This window comes from Streptococcus sp. DD12 (assembly GCF_001578885.1).
In the GTDB taxonomy this organism is placed as follows: Bacteria; Bacillota; Bacilli; order Lactobacillales; family Streptococcaceae; genus Streptococcus.
In genome coordinates this window covers 15656-34453 of sequence record NZ_KQ969495.1, presented here as the reverse complement: position 1 = coordinate 34453, position 18798 = coordinate 15656, and the positions used below count along the sequence as shown (strand labels likewise).

16 protein-coding genes and 1 pseudogene are annotated in these 18798 nt (G+C 44.5%); 4 read left to right on the top strand and 13 right to left on the bottom strand.

Annotation, left to right across the window (positions count from 1 at the left end; genetic code table 11):
- Positions 1–45: 45 nt before the first annotated feature.
- The 5 genes from STRDD12_RS00165 to STRDD12_RS00145 all read right to left on the bottom strand — a co-directional run bounded on the left by STRDD12_RS00165 (position 46) and on the right by STRDD12_RS00145 (position 4558).
- Positions 46–825, bottom strand: coding sequence for a (S)-acetoin forming diacetyl reductase (locus STRDD12_RS00165; RefSeq protein ID WP_066913764.1), 780 nt, complete (start codon positions 823–825; stop codon positions 46–48).
- A 142-nt stretch (positions 826–967) separates the two neighbouring features.
- Entirely contained in the window at positions 968–1366 is a 399-nt protein-coding gene (gene yajC / locus STRDD12_RS00160) for a preprotein translocase subunit YajC (RefSeq protein WP_082753023.1), read from the bottom strand.
- Positions 1367–1432: 66 nt separating this feature from the next.
- Positions 1433–1774: a DUF6568 family protein gene (traF, locus tag STRDD12_RS00155; protein WP_066913761.1), complete on the bottom strand. Its 342-nt coding sequence runs from the start codon at positions 1772–1774 to the stop codon at positions 1433–1435.
- Between the two features lie 14 nt (positions 1775–1788).
- A complete protein-coding gene (pepF, locus tag STRDD12_RS00150; protein ID WP_066913758.1) occupies positions 1789–3600 on the bottom strand; it encodes an oligoendopeptidase F in 1812 nt (603 codons plus the stop codon).
- A 4-nt stretch (positions 3601–3604) separates the two neighbouring features.
- Positions 3605–4558, bottom strand: a complete 954-nt coding sequence (locus STRDD12_RS00145) for a competence protein CoiA (protein WP_066913755.1) — start codon at positions 4556–4558, stop codon at positions 3605–3607.
- A gap of 88 nt (positions 4559–4646) precedes the next feature.
- On the opposite strand from STRDD12_RS00145, the gene queA reads away from it, so the two are divergent.
- Positions 4647–5690, top strand: a complete 1044-nt coding sequence (gene queA / locus STRDD12_RS00140; protein ID WP_066913752.1) for a tRNA preQ1(34) S-adenosylmethionine ribosyltransferase-isomerase QueA — start codon at positions 4647–4649, stop codon at positions 5688–5690.
- 228 nt (positions 5691–5918) lie between these two features.
- Here queA and STRDD12_RS00135 read toward each other — a convergent pair whose 3' ends face one another.
- The 4 genes and pseudogenes from STRDD12_RS00135 to STRDD12_RS00120 all read right to left on the bottom strand — a co-directional run.
- Positions 5919–6527: a superoxide dismutase gene (locus STRDD12_RS00135; protein WP_066913749.1), complete on the bottom strand. Its 609-nt coding sequence runs from the start codon at positions 6525–6527 to the stop codon at positions 5919–5921.
- Positions 6528–6607: 80 nt separating this feature from the next.
- A complete protein-coding gene (gene holA, locus STRDD12_RS00130; RefSeq protein ID WP_066916146.1) occupies positions 6608–7639 on the bottom strand; it encodes a DNA polymerase III subunit delta in 1032 nt (343 codons plus the stop codon).
- 25 nt (positions 7640–7664) lie between these two features.
- Positions 7665–9911, bottom strand: a complete 2247-nt coding sequence (locus tag STRDD12_RS00125; protein WP_066916144.1) for a DNA internalization-related competence protein ComEC/Rec2 — start codon at positions 9909–9911, stop codon at positions 7665–7667.
- Positions 9895–10344 (bottom strand): annotated as a pseudogene (locus STRDD12_RS00120) (helix-hairpin-helix domain-containing protein); the annotation flags it as partial. The gene STRDD12_RS00125 and the pseudogene STRDD12_RS00120, both read right to left, overlap by 17 nt.
- A 325-nt stretch (positions 10345–10669) precedes the next feature.
- Between STRDD12_RS00120 and STRDD12_RS08465 the strand changes: the two are divergent.
- From STRDD12_RS08465 to STRDD12_RS00110, 3 genes are read left to right on the top strand one after another with little or no spacing between them, the layout of a single operon-like run.
- Entirely contained in the window at positions 10670–10807 is a 138-nt protein-coding gene (locus STRDD12_RS08465; protein WP_197456636.1) for an SPJ_0845 family protein, read from the top strand.
- Positions 10804–11721, top strand: a complete 918-nt coding sequence (locus STRDD12_RS00115) for a permease (RefSeq protein ID WP_066913743.1) — start codon at positions 10804–10806, stop codon at positions 11719–11721. The genes STRDD12_RS08465 and STRDD12_RS00115 overlap by 4 nt, the downstream gene beginning before the upstream one ends.
- A gap of 1 nt (position 11722) precedes the next feature.
- Positions 11723–12535, top strand: coding sequence for a TIGR03943 family putative permease subunit (locus tag STRDD12_RS00110; RefSeq protein ID WP_066913740.1), 813 nt, complete (start codon positions 11723–11725; stop codon positions 12533–12535).
- A 130-nt stretch (positions 12536–12665) separates the two neighbouring features.
- Here the strand turns inward: STRDD12_RS00110 and STRDD12_RS00105 are convergent, their stop codons facing one another.
- The 4 genes from STRDD12_RS00105 to STRDD12_RS00090 form a co-directional block, all read right to left on the bottom strand.
- Positions 12666–14390: a septation ring formation regulator EzrA gene (locus STRDD12_RS00105; protein WP_066913738.1), complete on the bottom strand. Its 1725-nt coding sequence runs from the start codon at positions 14388–14390 to the stop codon at positions 12666–12668.
- Positions 14391–14467: 77 nt separating this feature from the next.
- A complete protein-coding gene (gyrB, locus tag STRDD12_RS00100) occupies positions 14468–16414 on the bottom strand; it encodes a DNA topoisomerase (ATP-hydrolyzing) subunit B (protein ID WP_066913735.1) in 1947 nt (648 codons plus the stop codon).
- Position 16415: 1 nt separating this feature from the next.
- On the bottom strand, positions 16416–16979 hold the full coding sequence (locus STRDD12_RS00095; protein ID WP_066913732.1) for an HAD-IA family hydrolase: 564 nt from the start codon (positions 16977–16979) through the stop codon (positions 16416–16418).
- 224 nt (positions 16980–17203) lie between these two features.
- Complete coding sequence (locus tag STRDD12_RS00090; RefSeq protein WP_066916142.1) at positions 17204–18418, bottom strand: FtsW/RodA/SpoVE family cell cycle protein; 1215 nt, start codon at positions 18416–18418, stop codon at positions 17204–17206.
- Positions 18419–18798 lie beyond the last annotated feature (380 nt).

Sequence of the window (18798 nt, the reverse complement as noted above, 5' to 3'; positions counted from 1 at the left end):
CGAGGTGCCTTTTATTTTGTTTTTATTTAGTAAGTACAGAAGCCCTTAGTTAAAGACCATACCCCCATCAATAATAAGCGCTTGCCCCGTCATATAATCGCTGTCTGGACCCGCCAAGTAGGAAACGCAGGCTGCAACATCTTCAGGTTCTGATAAGCGCTTCAGAGCAATGTTTTGCGCAAATTGCTCCATACCCCATTCAAAGGGTTTGCCTGCCTCATCTGCAGTCTTTTGTGCGATGTCGTTCATCATTGGTGTCTTCACAATTCCAGGACAGTAAGCATTGACCGTAATTCCCAAAGGTGCTAGGTCACGGGCTGCAGTCTGTGTAATCCCACGAATGGCAAACTTAGTCCCACCATACACCGCCAAACCAGGATTACCAACCTGGCCAGCTTGAGAAGAAGCATTGATGATTTTACCACCATGGCCCAATTCACGAAAAGCTTTGACAGCCGCTTGAATCCCCCAGTAAGTACCACCGACATTGACGTCGTAAGTCCGACGATAAACCTCATAATCGATTGTTTCAATAGGGGTTTGGGGACCTAAGCCTGCATTATTAACGATGACGTCAAAACCACCCAGGCTCTCTTTGGCGGTATCAACAGCAGCAAATACGGCTTCACGGTCTGCCACATCAACCTGAATAGCCAAGGCTTGATGTCCTTGGGCTGTGAGAGCCTCTGCAACAGCTTGTGCGGTTTCGAGATTGTAGTCAGCAACTGCCACCTTAAAACCGTCCTTAGCCAAGCGTTCACATATGGCTTTCCCAATGCCTTGACCTCCACCCGTCACAAAAGCGACCTTACCAGATACTGTCATAACCGATACCTCTTTCCTAAAAAGTTACCCTCATTTTACTGCTTTTGGTGAGTGATTTCAAACAAAAATCAAAGAAAAAGCGCCATCGAAACAAACCTTTCTGGCCCTATTCGATAACACTTTTGTCCTCATATTGTTTTATTTAGTCTTGATGGTCTTTGGAAGCAACAACAACTTCCTCTGCCTTTGCAGCATCCTCTGTTGTAGCCGAAGCATTCACTTGAGCCACCTCGCCATCAACAGGTACCACGTCATCCGTTGTGACATCATTGGTCACTGCAGGCGTTACCAAACGCGCAAAAGCTCGCAATTCAAAGGTTAAATAAACCCCTTCAACGTCCAAAACCATAATGTCTTTTTCAAAGTCGACTTCATCAATGACACCGTAAAGACCACCGATGGTCACGATTTCAGCCCCCTTCACCAAAGCCTTTTTGCGGTTTTCTTCTTGTTCTTTCATGCGTTTACGTTGTTGGCGCGTGCTCCAATAAAAGTAAGCCACCATAAAGACCAAGACAATAAGTAATGTATAGCTGTTCATGTAGTTCTCCTCACATTTTCCTGTGCTTATTACCTTATCATAAAAGCCAAGGACAAGCAAGGCAAATTAGCCAATAAAGAGAGAAATCTCATCTGGCGCTAAACTCGAATCGCAGACCACACGAGCGACGCCCTTGTCTCCAACTAAAAGACCAGGGACTGTTGTCACATTGTATTTTTGACGCAGTTCTGAAATACCTGCTTGGTCAGCGGCATCATCACTGGCTAAATAATGGACCGTCACGCCACCTTCACGCGCTACTTGTGACAATTTAGGGGCAAAGCGTTGACAGTAAGGACAGGTCGAACGTCCGATAAATAAAACGTAACCTTCTTCTTCCTTAATCCCTTGAGCGGCTTCTTTGGCACTGACTGGGGTAAATACACTAACGGCTTCTTGGTATGTCATTGTCTTTCTCCTTTTTAAATACTTGTTTCTAAGACACCTTTGTCCACCAGTTCTTCTAGAGCGGTTAAGCGCTCTTCAAACAGAGCAAAAGCTTGATCCAAATAGGTTTCCTGGGTCATATCAACACCAGCAGCCTTAATAATATTTAGCGAATAATCCGAACTACCCGCTTTGAGGAAATCAAGATAGGCTTCTTTTTCGGCTTGCGTTCCATGGACAATGCGTTCGGCTAGATAAGAGGCCGCACAAAAGCCAGTCGCGTATTGATAGACATAATAATCATAGTAGAAATGCGGAATGCGCGCCCATTCGTACTGGATTTGTGGGTTGTCTTCTTTTGAAAGACCATAGTAGGCTTCATTGATTTCTGCATAAAGCCCATTGAGGTAGTCACTGGTCAAGACTTGACCAGCAGCATCGGCTTCATGGATACGCAACTCAAATTCAGCGAATTGGGCCTGACGAAAGACCGTCCCACGAAAGCCATCCAAGTAGTTATTCAAAATCGCAAAGCGTTCTTGGTCGTTTTTGGCTTCCTTTAGCAAGGTTTCAGTCAGAATATTTTCATTAGTCGTAGAGGCAATTTCCGCTAAGAAGAGACTATAATCGCCATAAACATAGGGTTGACTTTCCCGTGTATAGGTCGAATGAATGCTGTGGCCCGTTTCATGAATGAGGGTAAATAGTGCATCTAAATTATTTTGCCAGTTCAACAACATAAAGGCATTGGTATCGTAGGCTCCACCAGAATAGGCCCCTGACCGTTTCCCTTTATTCGGGTAAACGTCAATCCAACGCTCATTGAAGGCGCGATTAACCTTTTGGCTGTAGTCCTCACCAAATACCGTCAAGACTTCAGCCGCCTTAGCCTTGGCCTCTTCATAAGGCAAAGCCAAATCAAAATGGGATAGAGGGGTGTTGACATCAAACATCTTGATATCCTCTAAACCAAGGATTTTCGCCTTGATTTGCACATAACGGTGCAACAAGGGCAAGTGCTTACGTACGGCTGACAACATGGTGTCATAAACAGCTTCAGGGATAGCATTGGCATCTAGGGCAGCCTGGCGGGCCGATGCGTAGTGACGAACCTTAGCTGTGAAATTATGTGACTTGACGGTCGCTTGCAGGGTTTTCGCGTAAGTGTGTTGGAACTGTTCATAAATGCTGTATAGCGCTTCATAAGCATCTTTTCGAACACGGCGATCTGAAGACTCTAAAAAGGTCATATAGTTGCCATGCGTGATTTGAACAGTCTCTCCCTTGGCATCTGTGATTTCAGGGAAAGCAATATCGGCATTATCTAAAATTTCAAAAGTGTCGGCTCCCGTAGCAAACAATTCCCCTGCACCGGCTAGCAGAGCCTCTTCTGCTTGACTCAAGACATGCGCTTTGGTTCTTAGCATGTCATCGAAATATTGCGCATACAGCGCTAAAGCAGGCTCCTGCTCTGTGTAGGCCTTGAGGGTAGCCTCATCAATGGCCAAAAATTCAGGTTGGTAAAAGGAAAAAACTTCTCCCAACTTACTATACAAGCCCCAAGCTCTATTGGCCATACTCTGATAGGTCGCCACTGTTGTGTCCTGATCATTTTTCATGTGAGCATAGACATAAACATTTGATAGTTGGCGATTCAAGGCCATGTAGCTTTCTGTAATCTCTAAGAGGGACTGCGCTGAATCGAGCAGGTGTCCCTTAAAAGGGGCTGCTTTGGCAATTGCCCCCTCCAAAGCAGTATAGGCTTTCTCCCATGCTTCATCAGTTGGGAAAATGCTACTTAAATCCCAGGTGTCTTCCGTTCGTAACCCCTTACGGTTTTCTGACATGTCATTACCTCGCTTTCTTAGCCTTCATTATAGCATAATAAGCTGGAGGATAGAGCCTTTGAGGGTAGCTGTAACCAGCATTTTTATAAAAGTGCTCAAAATTTGTCTGATAGTTGCCTAGGTCTGCCGAAATTTGCAAGAACCCCTCTGGGCAAGTAGGGGGGCGACACTGCGGGAAAAAGGCCTTAAGGGGTAATTGCAAAAGATTGCCACCTAACAAATAAGCTTTTTCTTGACGTTGCAACCATTTTTTATCCCGTCGAAGCAAACAGGCTTGAATATAGTTTTTAATGTGTTTGTCTTCATAAAATACCAACTGTGGCATGGGCTGAGCTGCAAAGGGACGACGAAAGTGATCCAAGGTGACATCAGCTAAGGAAAAAACGCTTTGAAGGTAATGGACAGTTCCATGCAAATCCTCATGGATGAGATACTTAAGGCGCAAGACCTTCATGTCCTGATCGAGCTCCCACAGGTAAAAACCATAATTTTCTGAATAATACAAGAATTGTTTTTGCAGTGAAGTCAAGCGGTGCTTTAGCCATAACTTCTTCCCCAAAAGCCAGAGCACTTGATAGCCATGCCTGTGGTAGGCCTGGGTTCGCTGACGAAGGCGCTCAAACGCTAGGGGAGAACATTGAACCTCCAAGGCCAAACAGTCGTTGACTAAAAGATCCGCAATTTGTCCCAATTGAGGCAAAGTGGCTTCCACCTGCACCTTTTCTTGACCACTCAAGGCTTGGTAAAGGGCTGATTTTAAGCCCAAATGCTCCGATGATTCATTCTCTGAACAAAAGGAACATTCTTGTCGTGAGACATGGGCAAAATGAGCGACCGTAATCTCCCCCTGTCGCAACCGCAGGAGACTCTTACAAGCAGGGCAATAAAAGGGGCCTTGATTTTTTGTACTGTCTTGGGCTAGGACAAGCTGGCCAGTTTTCAAACGGGCAGTTAGCATAAACACCTCCTATCCTCATATTCGAAATGCCGGTCATAAAATGCTATAATAGAGAACGTATGTTTAGCTAGAAATGAAGGAATACCATTTGAAAACAAGCGATTTTGATTTTAACCTCCCCGAAGAACTCATTGCTCAAACCCCACTTGAGCAACGTGATAGTTCCAAACTCTTAGTCATTGACCCTGTCACCGAACAAATGACAGATACCCACTTTGACCATATCATTGATTACCTCAGCCCTGGGGACGCCTTAGTCATGAACAACACCCGCGTCCTACCTGCGCGTCTCCACGGGGAAAAGGAAGGAACACATGGCCATGTGGAATTTCTTCTCCTCAAAAATACTCAGGATGACCAGTGGGAAGTTCTCGCCAAACCCGCCAAACGCTTAAAGGTCGGGACCAAAGTGTCATTTGGTGATGGGCGTTTGACGGCCACCATCTGCCAAGAATTGGACCACGGTGGACGCATCGTCACCTTTCACTACCAGGGAATCTTTCTAGAAGTGCTTGAAAGCCTGGGCGAGATGCCACTTCCACCTTATATCCATGAAAAGTTAGCTGATAAAGACCGATACCAAACGGTCTATGCCAAGGAAAATGGTTCAGCGGCTGCCCCGACAGCTGGTCTTCATTTCACACCTGAGTTGTTAGAACGTATCAAGAACAAGGGCGTAAAGCTGGTCTATCTGACCCTCCATGTGGGCCTAGGTACCTTTCGGCCTGTCTCTGTCGATGACCTTTCAGAGCATACCATGCACTCTGAATTTTACCAACTCGATGAGGCATCTGCCCAAACGTTAAGAGAAACCAAGGCAGCTGGTGGACGTATTGTGGCAGTTGGGACTACCTCTATCCGAACCTTAGAAACCATTGGCCAAAAATTTAAGGGAGACATCCAAGCAGACTCGGGCTGGACCAATATTTTTATCAAACCTGGTTACCGCTTTACCCTTGTCGATGCTTTTTCGACCAACTTCCACCTGCCAAAATCAACCTTAGTCATGCTCGTATCCGCTTTTGCAGGCCGCGAATTTGTCTTATCTGCCTACGCACATGCCGTTAAAGAAAACTATCGCTTCTTTAGTTTTGGCGATGCCATGTTTGTCACTAGACGCACACAAGATTAACACATCCAAAAAGAGACCTTGATTGAAAAGGCCTCTTTTTGGATGTGTTAATCTTGTGTGGGGACTTTTTGAAGAAAACACGACGCTTTTTGCGACCAGTTTCAAAAATCTTTGGTAAAGCACTTCATCCCCTAGCATGCTGGAATTTCGGTCAATAGCCTTTTTAAAAGAGGCAGTCTATTTTCAGCAATCAAAAAGCAAGCCTAGTCAGCTCACTTTTTTCATTTATTAGGCCTTAGCGGCTGCGTAAAGTTCGTTTACTTTGTCCCAGTTGACAACGTGGAAGAATGCTTCAATATAATCTGGTCGAACATTGCGATACTTCAGGTAGTAAGCGTGCTCCCAGACATCCAAAGCAAGAATTGGTGTTTTCCCTTCTGACAAAGGCGTATCTTGATTAGCCGTTGATTCAACTTGCAGGTTACCGTCTTTGTCAACAACCAACCAAGCCCAGCCAGAACCGAAGCGTGTTTTAGCTGCTGCTGCAAATTCATCTTTGAAGTTTTGGAAGTTGCCAAAGCGTTCATCAATAGCAGCTTTCAACTCAGCTGACAAGTCTGTTGACTCAGGTGTCAGCAATTCCCAGAAAAGGCTATGGTTGAGGTGACCACCCCCATTATTAATGACTGCTTGACGAATAGCTTCAGGAATGCGATCGACATTTGCCAAAAGACTTTCTAAGTTTTCACCAATCTCTGGATGTTTTTCCAAGGCAGCGTTGGCATTGGCTACGTAGGTCGCATGGTGCTTGTCATGGTGCAATTTCATCGTTTCAGCATCGATATAGGGTTCAAGGGCATCATAAGCATAAGGTAATTCAGGTAATTGGATTGTCATTAGCCATTCCTCTTTTCATCTTAGTTGCCTACATTTTATAGCAAAGTTGTGGGACTTTCAACTTATTTGACTGAAAAAATCTATTCACAGACCATCTTTAGCAGAGCCACATCAAACAAATAGGCCTTCTCATACTGCCCAGTCTTTATCCCATAATCCGTCTCGATGAGGGTCAGCATACAATGGCGTAACTGTTTCAGCGACAAACCGCGACTATCACGGATAGCGAATTTCACTTGGTAGGGATTCACTTTGCGCCCCAAAGCATCTGATAACAATGAAATCATCTGACTCTCCGACTTCCCTGCCTTGACCAATAGCCCCACTTGATAATACATGCGAAACTGACCAAGCAAAACAGCCAGTAATTTGACCTCATCTTGTCCTTGCATCACCAAATCCTGCGTCAACTGACGGGCTTGGTCAATCTCTTTTTGGAGCAGATAACGACTCAACAAAAAGATATCATCTTGCAAACTACGGGGCAGGATATCCCTGATGTCTTTAGCATCAACTGGCCCTCTCCCCTTGACTTGAATCAACAATTCCTTATTTTGAAGAGCCGTCGCAAAATCAAATTGTGACTTTTCTAAAAACACTTCCAAATCTGCTGCTGATACCTCCAATTCTGAAGCCTGTAAAAGGTTAGCCATGTAGGTGCGCAAATCCGCTTCCTTTACAGGAGTTGCTTCTATGAGGGATGCCTTTTTTTTGAGTAATTTGACCAGACGCCGCTTGCCATCTAGCTTCCCTGGCGCACAGATAATCAAACGTGTGCTTTCGACAGGGTTTGAAAGATACTCTTCAAATGCTTTGAGGTCTTTTTCGTCCAAATAGGATTTTTTAACCGTCGTTAGGTCAAGAAACTGGTCAAAAATCACAATCTTTTGGTCTGAGAAAAAAGGTAATGATTCCAAATCCAAAGCCGCTTCTGCATAGGCTACTTGAGAGAGGTCAAAGTAGCTATATGTTAAATCTCCAGGGTTGTAGCCGACCTGAGCCAAGAGCTTTTCTTTTAAAATCGTGTACTGGCCACTATCCTCGCCACTTAGTACAGTAACTGGGGGCAATTGGGCCACTGTTAAATTGTCTATCGTTGTGATGGGTAACATGCTTTCATTGTACCACAAAAGAGCCTTATTCCGCTTCATGGACCGTCTCTATATGCCAATGGGTCCAACCAGTGAAGCGAATCGCCCCTTGTTGGTCCGTCCGCAAAACAGCCATCTGTTGGGCTTGAAATCGTTCCAAGGTTTCTAAATGGGGATGCTGGTAGCGGTTATTTTTACCTGCAGACACCAAGGCTAGTTTCGCTTTGATAGCTTTTAAAAATTCCGGACTGCTTGACCCTTTGGAACCGTGGTGCCCTGCTTTTAAAATATCTACTGGTAAATTAGGATAGGTTTGCAACAACTGTTGTTCGCCTTCTGCCTCCAAATCACCCGTGAATAAAAACCGTTGCCCCAGTAGACTACCGTACAGGACTAAGGAATCATTATTACCACCATCGCCTGTTCTTTGAGGATAGAGACATTCAAGATAAGTTCCCATAATGGCTAGGCGACCGCCAGCCTGTAAAATGTTCACGCGGCTACCGCTTGCTTTTAATGTTTGGACAAAATCCTTTTGCGTTAGACTCCCCGGAGAAACTAAAATTTCACCAATTTTGACATTTTTAGCTAGTTCTAGTAAATCACCGACATGATCGGTGTCCGTATGTGTCAAAACCAGTTGGTCAATTTTCCCTACACCACGCGCTTGTAAATAGGGAATGACTGTCTTTTGAGCATTAGGCGTTGAGGTTCCCGACCGCCAGGGGTCTTTAGAGCCAAATGTTACCTTCCCACCCGTGTCAATCAGAATGGTTTTCCCCCTCATATCGCGTAAGAAAATACTGTCTCCTTGCCCAACGTCAATGATGGTTACTTCATTAGTAAGGGGCCATTTCACACTAAAAAAAAGGACTACCAAAACGATACCAAGGCTAAGACGCAGGGATTTTTTTGACCAGAAGTCCAGCAAAAGTCCAAGCAGGATTAAGAGCAAGAGACAGAGTAGAAGACTCGGTTTTCCCAGAACCAGAGGACGTATAGTGTTTTTTTCAATAAAGGTCAACACGTGTTCTAGGAGTTTAAAACTACCATTGACCTGTGTGACAGGATAAACACAAGAAAGGATAAAAAGTAATGTCAGGCCTGGTAGCATAAGCAAGTCGAAGACAAAGGAAAATAAGGCCGTCAAAGGGATTGATAAGGGTTGGTAAATTCCGTAATAATAGAGCAGAATTGGCAAGGCACCCAAACTAATGGTGACAATCTCCATGGCTAAGGCTGTCATCTTTGGCCATTTTTCCCAATCACAACTAGACAAGATAAAAGCATAGGCCAAACTGAGGACACCGCCAGCTGTGAGCAGACTCTGTGGCATCAGCCCAATTAAGACAAGCACCGTCAAGGCTAAATTATCCCAAGACCGCAAACCTAAAAAAGAGAGTTGCGACTGTGTGAGGCTACGTAATACAGAAACTGTCCCTCCAGTTAAAGCCCCATACAGCACCGCAAAAGGTAACTGCCCCCAAAAAAGCCAATCTCGGTAACCACCAAGACGCAGATAACAAAAGCGAAAAGCCGCTAAAAAGAAACCAACCTGCATGCCTGAGAGGGCAAACAGATGAATAATCCCCAAACTCGTGTAAATCTCACTCATCTCGTCGAATGACTTATCCAAATACCCAAAAAGTAGGCCGGTCATATAATGTTGCATAGGCGCTGGAAAATGCTTTTGGATATGAACAATACAAGCCCGCCGCCACTCCGCCAAGACCCCTCTTACCCCCAGGTTTCCCCTGTCTATTGAAGAAATAGAGCGAATCTGCAAAATCCGATAAATTCCTTGTGTCCGCAGGTAGTTACGGTAGTCGTAACCTTGAAAATTCCGCTGTCTTTCAGGCATTTCGAGCTTGGCCGTCACTTGCAGTTTAAGACTATGGAAATTTTCTTCAAACCATCTCTTTTCCTGTGGATTCTGGAATTGGTAAAAAACTTGATAGGTCTGTCCCTGATCAGAGCCACGAAAACTCAGGCGATCCCCATTGACTGTCACAGTATCTGGTATAAGCGTCACTTGGCTGACTTGCTCAGGGACCTGTGCCTCCTTTTGCTTCGCTTGAAAACTTTGCCACAGGATAAAAGCAAAGCAAGTCAGTAGAACAAAACTTGTGAAGCCATAGCATTTTTTAGGCATGCGCCAATAGGCAAGAAAGCAAGCAAACAAGCAGCCTCCCCATAAGTAAGGATGGTTGACAAAAGAGGCATAATAAAATAAGAGGACCAATAGGGTGACATGAGGCAGTGATATACAACGTCCTTTAGTCCACTGTAACAGCGTCTTTAATTTTTTCAAAGGTCTTGTCTCCAATGCCTGAAACCTCTTTTAAATCATCCACCGATGTAAAACCGCCCTTGCTATCTCGATAGGCAATAATATCTTGCGCACGCTTTTGCCCAATGCCAGAAATCGTCTGAAGATCGGCTACCGTAGCCGTATTGAGATTGATTTTCTTGTCTGAAGCATCGATTGAGATAACTGTATTGGTCTCAGAAGCCGTACCTGTAGAAGCACTGATCACTTCGGAGACAGCCTCCCCTTGACTCGCAACGTAGATGACAGCCTCATCTTGTAATTTTTGGGCAAGATTGACTGATTTTTGATTGGCATTAGCTTGAAAGCCTCCTGCTTTTTTGATCGCATCGGTCACTCGACTCCCATAAGCCAGTTCGTAAACGCCTGGCTGCTTGACCGCCCCCTTGACATCGACAACCAGCGTCCCCTCACTAGACGACTGACCTGACTGTGAGGAAGATGGATGAGAAACAGTGGTAGAAGACTGGCTAGATAGCGCAGAGTAGTGATTAAGGTCCACACCAGTTGACTCTTTCGGGCCTGACAAGATCAAAACTGCTAAGAGCAAGCAGGCACAAATTCCAAAACATAAAGGCCATCGATAGGCCTTAATCCACTTACAAAACTCCTGTCTCATGACAACCTCCTTCTATCCCTTTATTCGAAAAAGTCAGCAAAATTTTTCACTTATGCGCTGATTGGTAGTATAATAAATCCATTACAAGACTTGGAGGTCCCCTATGGGTATTACTTATCGAAAAAATGACGACTTAGAAAAAATGTTAGAAAACTTTGCCACGCTGCCTAAGCTAGAAGGCGCTCAGGAGCCAGACCCTAAACAGACAAAAAAATCAACTAAAAAAGAGACGGACGCATGAACTTGTTTTCCCATTTACCAGCTAGCGTCTTACAATGTTTGGCCATCTTTTTGTCTATCATCATTGAAGCGCTACCTTTTGTTTTCATGGGCGCTATTTTATCAGGCTTCATTGAGGTATATGTGACCCCTGACCGCGTCCAAGGATTTCTCCCCAAAAATAAGGTGCTCCGTATCCTTTTTGGAACCTTGGCTGGGCTTGTTTTCCCTTCTTGCGAGTGTGGCATTGTCCCTATTATCACACGCTTTATCGAAAAGAAAGTCCCCTCCTATACTGCTATTCCTTTTTTGATTACAGCACCTATCATCAACCCCATCGTATTGTTTGCGACTTATTCTGCGTTTGGGAATTCTTGGCGGTATGTTTTTCTGCGCTTTATCGGAGCCATCTTGGTGGCCAATGTCATGGGCATTCTTCTTGGTTTTGTCATCAATGACCAGATTTTAAAACCTCAGATAATTGCAGAGAGACCGTTAGGGCACCAAGACGAAGACCAGTTAGCCCCAACAGGGCCTAAAAAAGTTTTCGCAGCCTTAGCCCATGCGGTAGATGAATTTTTCGACACAGGTCGCTACCTGGTTTTCGGTGCTTTGGTGGCAGCTAGCATGCAAATTTATGTGCCAACGCGCCTCTTAACGAGCATCAGTCAGACGCCTTTGATTGCCATTTTACTCATGATGCTATTGGCCTTTATTTTATCCCTGTGTAGTGAGGCAGATGCCTTTATTGGTGCTTCCCTGCTCTCAACTTTTGGCATGGCACCTGTTCTAGCCTTCTTGCTTTTTGGGCCATTAGTGGATATTAAAAATCTCCTCATGATGGGTCATGCCTTCAAAACACGTTTCATTGTTACCTTTGTCAGTGTCTCAGTAGCTGTCATTCTTTCTTATTGTTTAATTGTAGGGGTTATCTAATATGCGACGTTTTCTTATCTTAGCAGGCTATTTTGAGTTAACCATGTACTTACAACTGACAGGGAAGCTCAATCAGTACATCAATAGCCATTATACTTACCTGGCCTATCTTTCCATGTTTTTTGCTTTTCTACTCGCCCTGGTTCAATTGACCATCTGGATGAAGCAACTGCATTGGCATAGCCACCTAAGTAGCTGGCAGGCACGTCTATCAAGTATGGTTCTGCTGGCTTTACCTGTATTTATTGGACTTTTAGTGCCTACAGTCACCTTGGATGCCACAACAGTGTCCGCAAAAGGCTACCATTTCCCATTAGCGGCAGGAAGTACAGGTGGAACCAGTCAAGATGGAACCACCGTCCAATACCTTAAGCCAGATACCAGCTCCTACTTTACCAAATCAGCCTATTCAACTGAGATGGCAAAGGAACTCGCTAAATATCAAAAAGCCCAATCTATCACCATCACATCTGATAACTATATGGAAATCATGGAACTTATCTATCAATTTCCACAGGAATTTATCGGAAAAACGGTAACCTATACGGGATTCATCTACAATGACCCTAAAGTTAAAAATTACCAATTTGCCTTTCGTTTTGGCATCATCCACTGTATCGCAGATTCGGGGGTCTATGGCCTAGCCACTACTGGCAACACGACTCACTATGCTGACAATACTTGGGTCACCATGACAGGTACGATCACACAGGAGTACCACCAATCTCTCAAAGAAAATATCCCTGTCCTACATATCACCGACTGTAAAACCGTCTCTCAACCCAAAAACCCTTATGTTTACCGTGTCTTTTAACGGTCAGAACAATTCTGATGATAAAGGCAAGGAAATGTCTAAGCAGCTGATAAGATGTCAGAGAATTTTCGAGGGCAAAAGATACTAAAAAGAAGACCTTTTGGTCTTCTTTTTTAGTATGGCTATCGCTTTAGAAATCAATCCGTTGTTGGGTTTTCTCATAAGAGTTAACAAAACGGTCCGTTACACCCGTCTCAACAGTCTCAAGTGCGTATGAGATGGTCTCAAATGCACCTAAGTAATTGAAATCCACTTCAAATTGGTGCAGGGCTTGATGATAGGCATCCTGAACGGCTGGTTCAAAACTGCGATAACGGTTAGAATACTGGAGCAATTGTTCTGCTAGGGTAGCATTCTTGATTTCTTGATAGGCATCCTCTTCTAAAAGCTCCATGGCACTGGTCGCAACCGCTAAAAGGTGTTGGACTTCTTCCATGGCTATACGGGCTTGATCCAATTCTTTAATCAGAACCTCAACCTGATGGCTGGTGTTAAAGAAGGTGTTCAAGAAATCCGCTGGGATACCCGGCAAATTGCGTTTTTCCATATAACGCTTGATGGCATGAAGCTTATTGACATAGCTGTTGGCCTTGTGACGCGCCGATGCTTCAGCCGTTTCTAATCCTTCTAAATCACGGAAAACATCCATTTGGCTGTCTTCTACTGCGGCCAAGGTTGACAAAGTCGTGTCCAAATCACCGCTAAGTTCTGAGTAAGGTTTAGGTTGATTATCCAAGTCAGAGATGACCGGAATAACGGTATCTTCGATGTCTTTTAGAGAAGCTGTAAATTGTTGCAAATCCAGGGCTTGAGCATCAGGGAACAGATAGCGCTTAGACAAACGTTGCAATTCTTGGGCCAGCTTGTCATTGTTTTCTTTGGCATGGTCCAAAAAGGCAGGAATTGTTTTGACTTTCTTTTTAACGGCCTTTTCTGCCTTGATTTCTCGTTCAAACAGGTGATACAGACCATCAATCTTATCTTGAATGTCTGTGTTCATGCTATCTGATCGATCCAGGTGCAAACTCGCTACTTCATTGAGTGAGACAGTTATTGAGGCACGCAGTTCTGAGAAACGATTGTCAATATTCTCATCACCAAAGTGGAAATGCTGTTTTAGCATTTCTTGGTAGCCTTGCTCCAAATCTTCCAACTGATCAGGTAGAGTCTTAGTGAGCAGGGCAACCAGTGCAGGAATCTTCTCGGTCATTTGACCCAAGGCGATAGTATGTTCCTCAGCCTTGTCCAGAATATCAGAGGCCTCAATCGGGTCACCAGAAGAATTCAAGGTTACAAATTGCGAAAACTCTGTTTCAATATTCTTCAGCTGGTGCTCAATTTCACCCTTGGCTGGTCCATAGGCTTCACCGCTGTTAGCCACGGTTTCTTGTAATTGTTCATAGAGGTCTAAGGCGTGCTTGACACGAGCGGTATTCTTTTCCTCTTGCTCTTTGAGTAGCCCAAGAGCCTCACGGATGGAAGCAATATTATCTTCCAAATCTTTGAGCTTGGTTTGAACAGTGGTAATTTCTTGACGTGTTTTCAAGAAATGGAAGGTATCATTACTGTTTTCCGCTTCGAACAAATGATTTTCAATGTCTGTAAAGGCATTCAGCGTTAAATCTGTCCATTTTTGCGTCCATTCTCTAAAAGCGGTCTGACTTTGTCCAATGAGATGAAGGCTTTTGACCCCTTCTATTTCGGCATTGACAGGTAAATCAAATAAGGCCTGCTTTTGGTCTTCTAGGCTTGCGATGGTCGCATCATTACGGCGTCTGACAATAATGCCCAACAAGTAGGCAATGATGACAACGATGACCACAATCACGATGATCACGACGATACTGCTTGACATGTATTACTCCTTAATCGTTTTTCAGCATTCAAATACTTTATGATTATAACACACTTAAAGGTATTTGACACCCTGATTTAAATATCTAATGTGCTATATTCGGCATTTTCTTCAATAAATTCCCGACGAGGTTGGACATTGTCCCCCATCAGCATGTCAAAAATACGGTCTGCTTCTGCCGCATCATCTACTGAAACTCTAGCCATCAAACGATGCTCAGGATTCATAGTTGTCTCCCAAAGCTGATGGTCATCCATTTCCCCCAACCCTTTGTAACGTTGAATCGTCGGCTTGGTACGTCCACTGCTATACTCTGCAAGCGCCTCTTGCAACCGTTGTTCTTGGTCTGCACCAGGCTGGATGTAGGTTTTGACCTCACTGCCTACTTTTACCCCGTAAATCGGTGGTTGAGCTATATAGACATAACCTGCCTCGAGGACTGGACGCATAAAGCGGTAAATTAAGGTCAAGAGGAGCGTCCGAATATGAGCACCATCGACATCGGCATCCGTCATCAGTACCAGTTTGTGGTAGCGTGCTTTAGCGACATCAAAATCTGCGCCAAATCCTGTTCCCATGGCTGTAAAGAGACTGCGAATCTCTTCATTGGCTAGGATACGATCCATGCTGGCTTTTTCAACATTGAGGATCTTTCCACGGATAGGCAAAATAGCCTGAAACTCTCGATTCCTACCTGATTTGGCAGAACCACCCGCCGAATCTCCTTCGACAATGAACAATTCATTTTGACTGGCATCGTTCGAAGAGCAATCCGCTAGTTTTCCAGGAAGGTTGGAAATCTCCAAACCAGATTTTTTGCGTGTCACTTCGCGCGCTCTTTTAGCAGCGACCCTGGCCTTGCTGGCTAAAATACCTTTTTCGACAATTTTTTTAGCAACAGCAGGATTTTCCAACAAGAAGCGGCTAAAGGCGTCACTAAAGAGACGATTAGTGATTTTTACCACTTCGGAATTACCGAGTTTGGTTTTGGTTTGTCCTTCAAACTGCGGATTAGGGTGCTTGACCGAGATGACAGCCGTCAGGCCTTCTCGCACGTCCTCACCAGATAAATTATCTTCATTGTCTTTGAGGAGCTTGTTTTTTCTAGCGTAATCATTGATGACCCGTGTAAGCGCCGTTCGAAAGCCTTGTTCATGAGTCCCCCCTTCATAGGTGTGAATGTTATTCGCAAAACTCATGATATTTTCTTGATAGGCCGTTGTGTACTGCATGGCGACTTCCACACTGATGCCTTCTAGCTCCCCCTCGGTAAAGATAGGGTCTGGAAAAATCGCTTCCTTGCTCTCATTCAAGAAGGTGACGTATTCTTCAATCCCGCCTTCGTAATGGAAACTCTCAGATTGCGCTTTGCCCTCACGCTTATCGGTGATAGAAATGCGTAACCCACGGTTTAAAAAGGCCAACTCCTGAACACGTTTAGCCAGTTTAGCATAGTCATAGGTCGTTGTTTCTGTAAAAATCTCAGGGTCTGGCGTAAAGTGAACCGTTGTCCCATGACGATCCGTCTGATCAATGACACGGAGGTCTTCAACAACCATACCTTGCCGATACTCTTGGAAATAAACCTGACCATTCTTGTAGACGCGAACATCCAGCTGGGTGGACAAGGCATTAACGACAGAAGACCCAACACCGTGCAAACCACCTGAGACCTTATAACCGCCACCGCCGAATTTACCACCCGCGTGCAAGACGGTGAAGACCGTTTCAACCGCTGGACGACCCGTTGTTTCTTGAATATCCACGGGAATGCCACGTCCGTCATCCACAACTGTGATGGAGTCATCCGCTTCGATGATGACTTGAACTTCAGTCGCAAAACCAGCCAAAGCCTCATCAATGGAATTATCTACAATTTCCCACACCAGATGGTGAAGTCCCTCTTTTGAGGTTGAGCCGATGTACATTCCAGGGCGCACACGGACAGCCTCCAAGCCTTCTAAGACTTGAATTTGACTGGCATCGTAGGCCTGAGCTTCTAATTCTTTGTTTTCTTCTGACATATTACACCTCAATTAGCCTATCTAACGGCACTTGTCCATGATAAAGCATGCTAGCAAAGCCAGCCGCACGCCCTGCAGTCACGTCAATCAAACGGTCACCGATAACAAGCGCATCGCTAAGCTGGTATTTTTCTTTGAGATACAAAAAACTCTCTGGACTCGGTTTTCTCGCAAATCCCGCATCGCTGGTCACGACTTCCGTAAAATAGGACCGGATACCCGTGGCCTCTAGAACCTCTGTCACATTGTGGTTTCGGTGCGTCACCAAGAAGTTACGCCCGCCAGCTGCCACAATTTTTTCCAATAAGGGTTTCGCTCCCTCAAACAATTGGGGATGGCTTAAGGCGTCTTTTTCACGCGCTTTATAAGCCTCTAAAAAACCTGGAAGTCCCTGGGCAAAGGTTTCTATTGCTTCCTGGGTTGATTGTTTTAAGGCGACATAAACCGCACTTTTATCTGCCTTCCGGCCAAATTCTGCTAGGGTTTCAACAAAGGCACGACTGGAAGTTTCATAATTATCCAGCAAGGTCCCGCCCAAATCCCAAATATAATCTTGATATTGCATACCCATCTATTATAGCAAAAATTAAGAAAAATAACCACCCAAACCATAAGAGCGCCTAGCTTCTATGGCAATTTTATGGCCCGACAAAATGTCTGGTTAAGCTGCCAGCAATAGCGATTATTTTCTTGCCTCAAATACCAGCAACCAAGCGCTAAACGTGAGGCTATTAAAAGCCCCATTTTAAGCAAAAACGTCCAGAAACTAGGTTTCTGAACGTTTTGGGATTAGTGCTCTAGTCGACGCTTGGTGTAGCGGTTAGCAATCATCATTTCTTCGTGCAAACGGTTTTGGTAAGCCATGGATAAGACAATACCGACACCGATAAGGTTAGAAATCAAGGATGAGCCACCCTTAGAGATAAAGGGAAGGGGAATACCTGTCAAAGGCAGAATCCCAACGGCCGCTCCAATATTTTCAAAGATATGAAAGACAATCATCATAATAAAGCCGGTAGATATGTAGGTGTAAAAGAGGTTGTTGGATTGGAAAGTCACACGTAACATGCGATAGATGAGAATCAGATACAAGATGAGAATCAGCGCCGCACCAAGGAAACCGAAATCCTCACCGATGACTGTGAAAATCATGTCACTTTCACGGACAGGGACTGACAAGTCCAGGACATTCATCCCTTTACCAAAGAGTCCCCCAGTCCCAATCGAAATCATCCCCTGAGTTTGCTGGTAAGCAATACCTGAGGCATAAGAGAAGGGGTCTAACCAAGCCGAGATACGGTTGATTTGATAGGTGTCCATCCCCAGATGATAGAGAAATTCTTTTCCACCTTTCATGGTAAAGACATATAAGAAAGTCGAAATCATCAGCACAATAGCACCCGAAATCGGCAGGATAATGCGCCAAGAAATCCCTGAAACCAAGACCATTCCAGCAAAAATTGCCATAAAGACTAAGGCTGTCCCCAAATCTTTTTGAAGTCCGAGCAGTAACAGAACAGGCACCGTAATGCCAATAAAATAGCCCAACAAAGTCCAATCGACTTTGATGGTGTGCTGACGGTGCTGACGCTTAAAGTCAACAATCATCCGCGCCAGCATCAAAATATAGGCAATCTTCATGAACTCTGATGGTTGAAAGAGCGTGACAGACCCAATCGAAATCCAGTTCTTCGCTCCTGTTGAGGCAACAAGGGCCTGACTGTAAAAGATAAGGGGTAAAACCATCAAACACAGACCAAAACCGTACATCCAGGGAGTGATTTTCCAGAGAAAACTGGTACTAAAGAACATAACGATAAAGGCTAAGGCCACCCCGATAATCATCCATAAGGCTTGTTGTGTCAACACTGACAATAGGGTCTTGGGATAATCATGCGAAGTCGCAATGAAAATCGCCACTAGGCCTATCAGTAAGAGTAGGAAAACAGGGATGACAATCATAAAGTCGATACGCCGTTCAACCTTATAGCGGTTATTGAGCAAATCCCACTCTGGCAAAAACATCCTTTTGTGGACACCCATTTCAGCTAAGTCTTTGGCGGGTTTTTCTTTAGGCTTATTTCCCTTGCTCATTTTGAAGAATGGGTTTTTAGGCTTCTTTGCCTTGTCCTCTGGCACTTTTTCCTGCGATGCCCCAGACGCTTTATCAGTTTGCTTTTTACTGTCTGAACTTGCTTTTACTCCCAACCAAGTCCTCTTGGCTAATAGTGTCTTAAAAAACGAATTCTTGCCTGCCATTTCAACCTCAATTTCTATTGGAATTATTCCAGTAAAAGTATTATATCACTTTTACTCGTCTGAAAAAGAAAATTTTTGACTTTCCTTTTGAAAATTTCTCATTTTATTACAAATGTTACAAACGC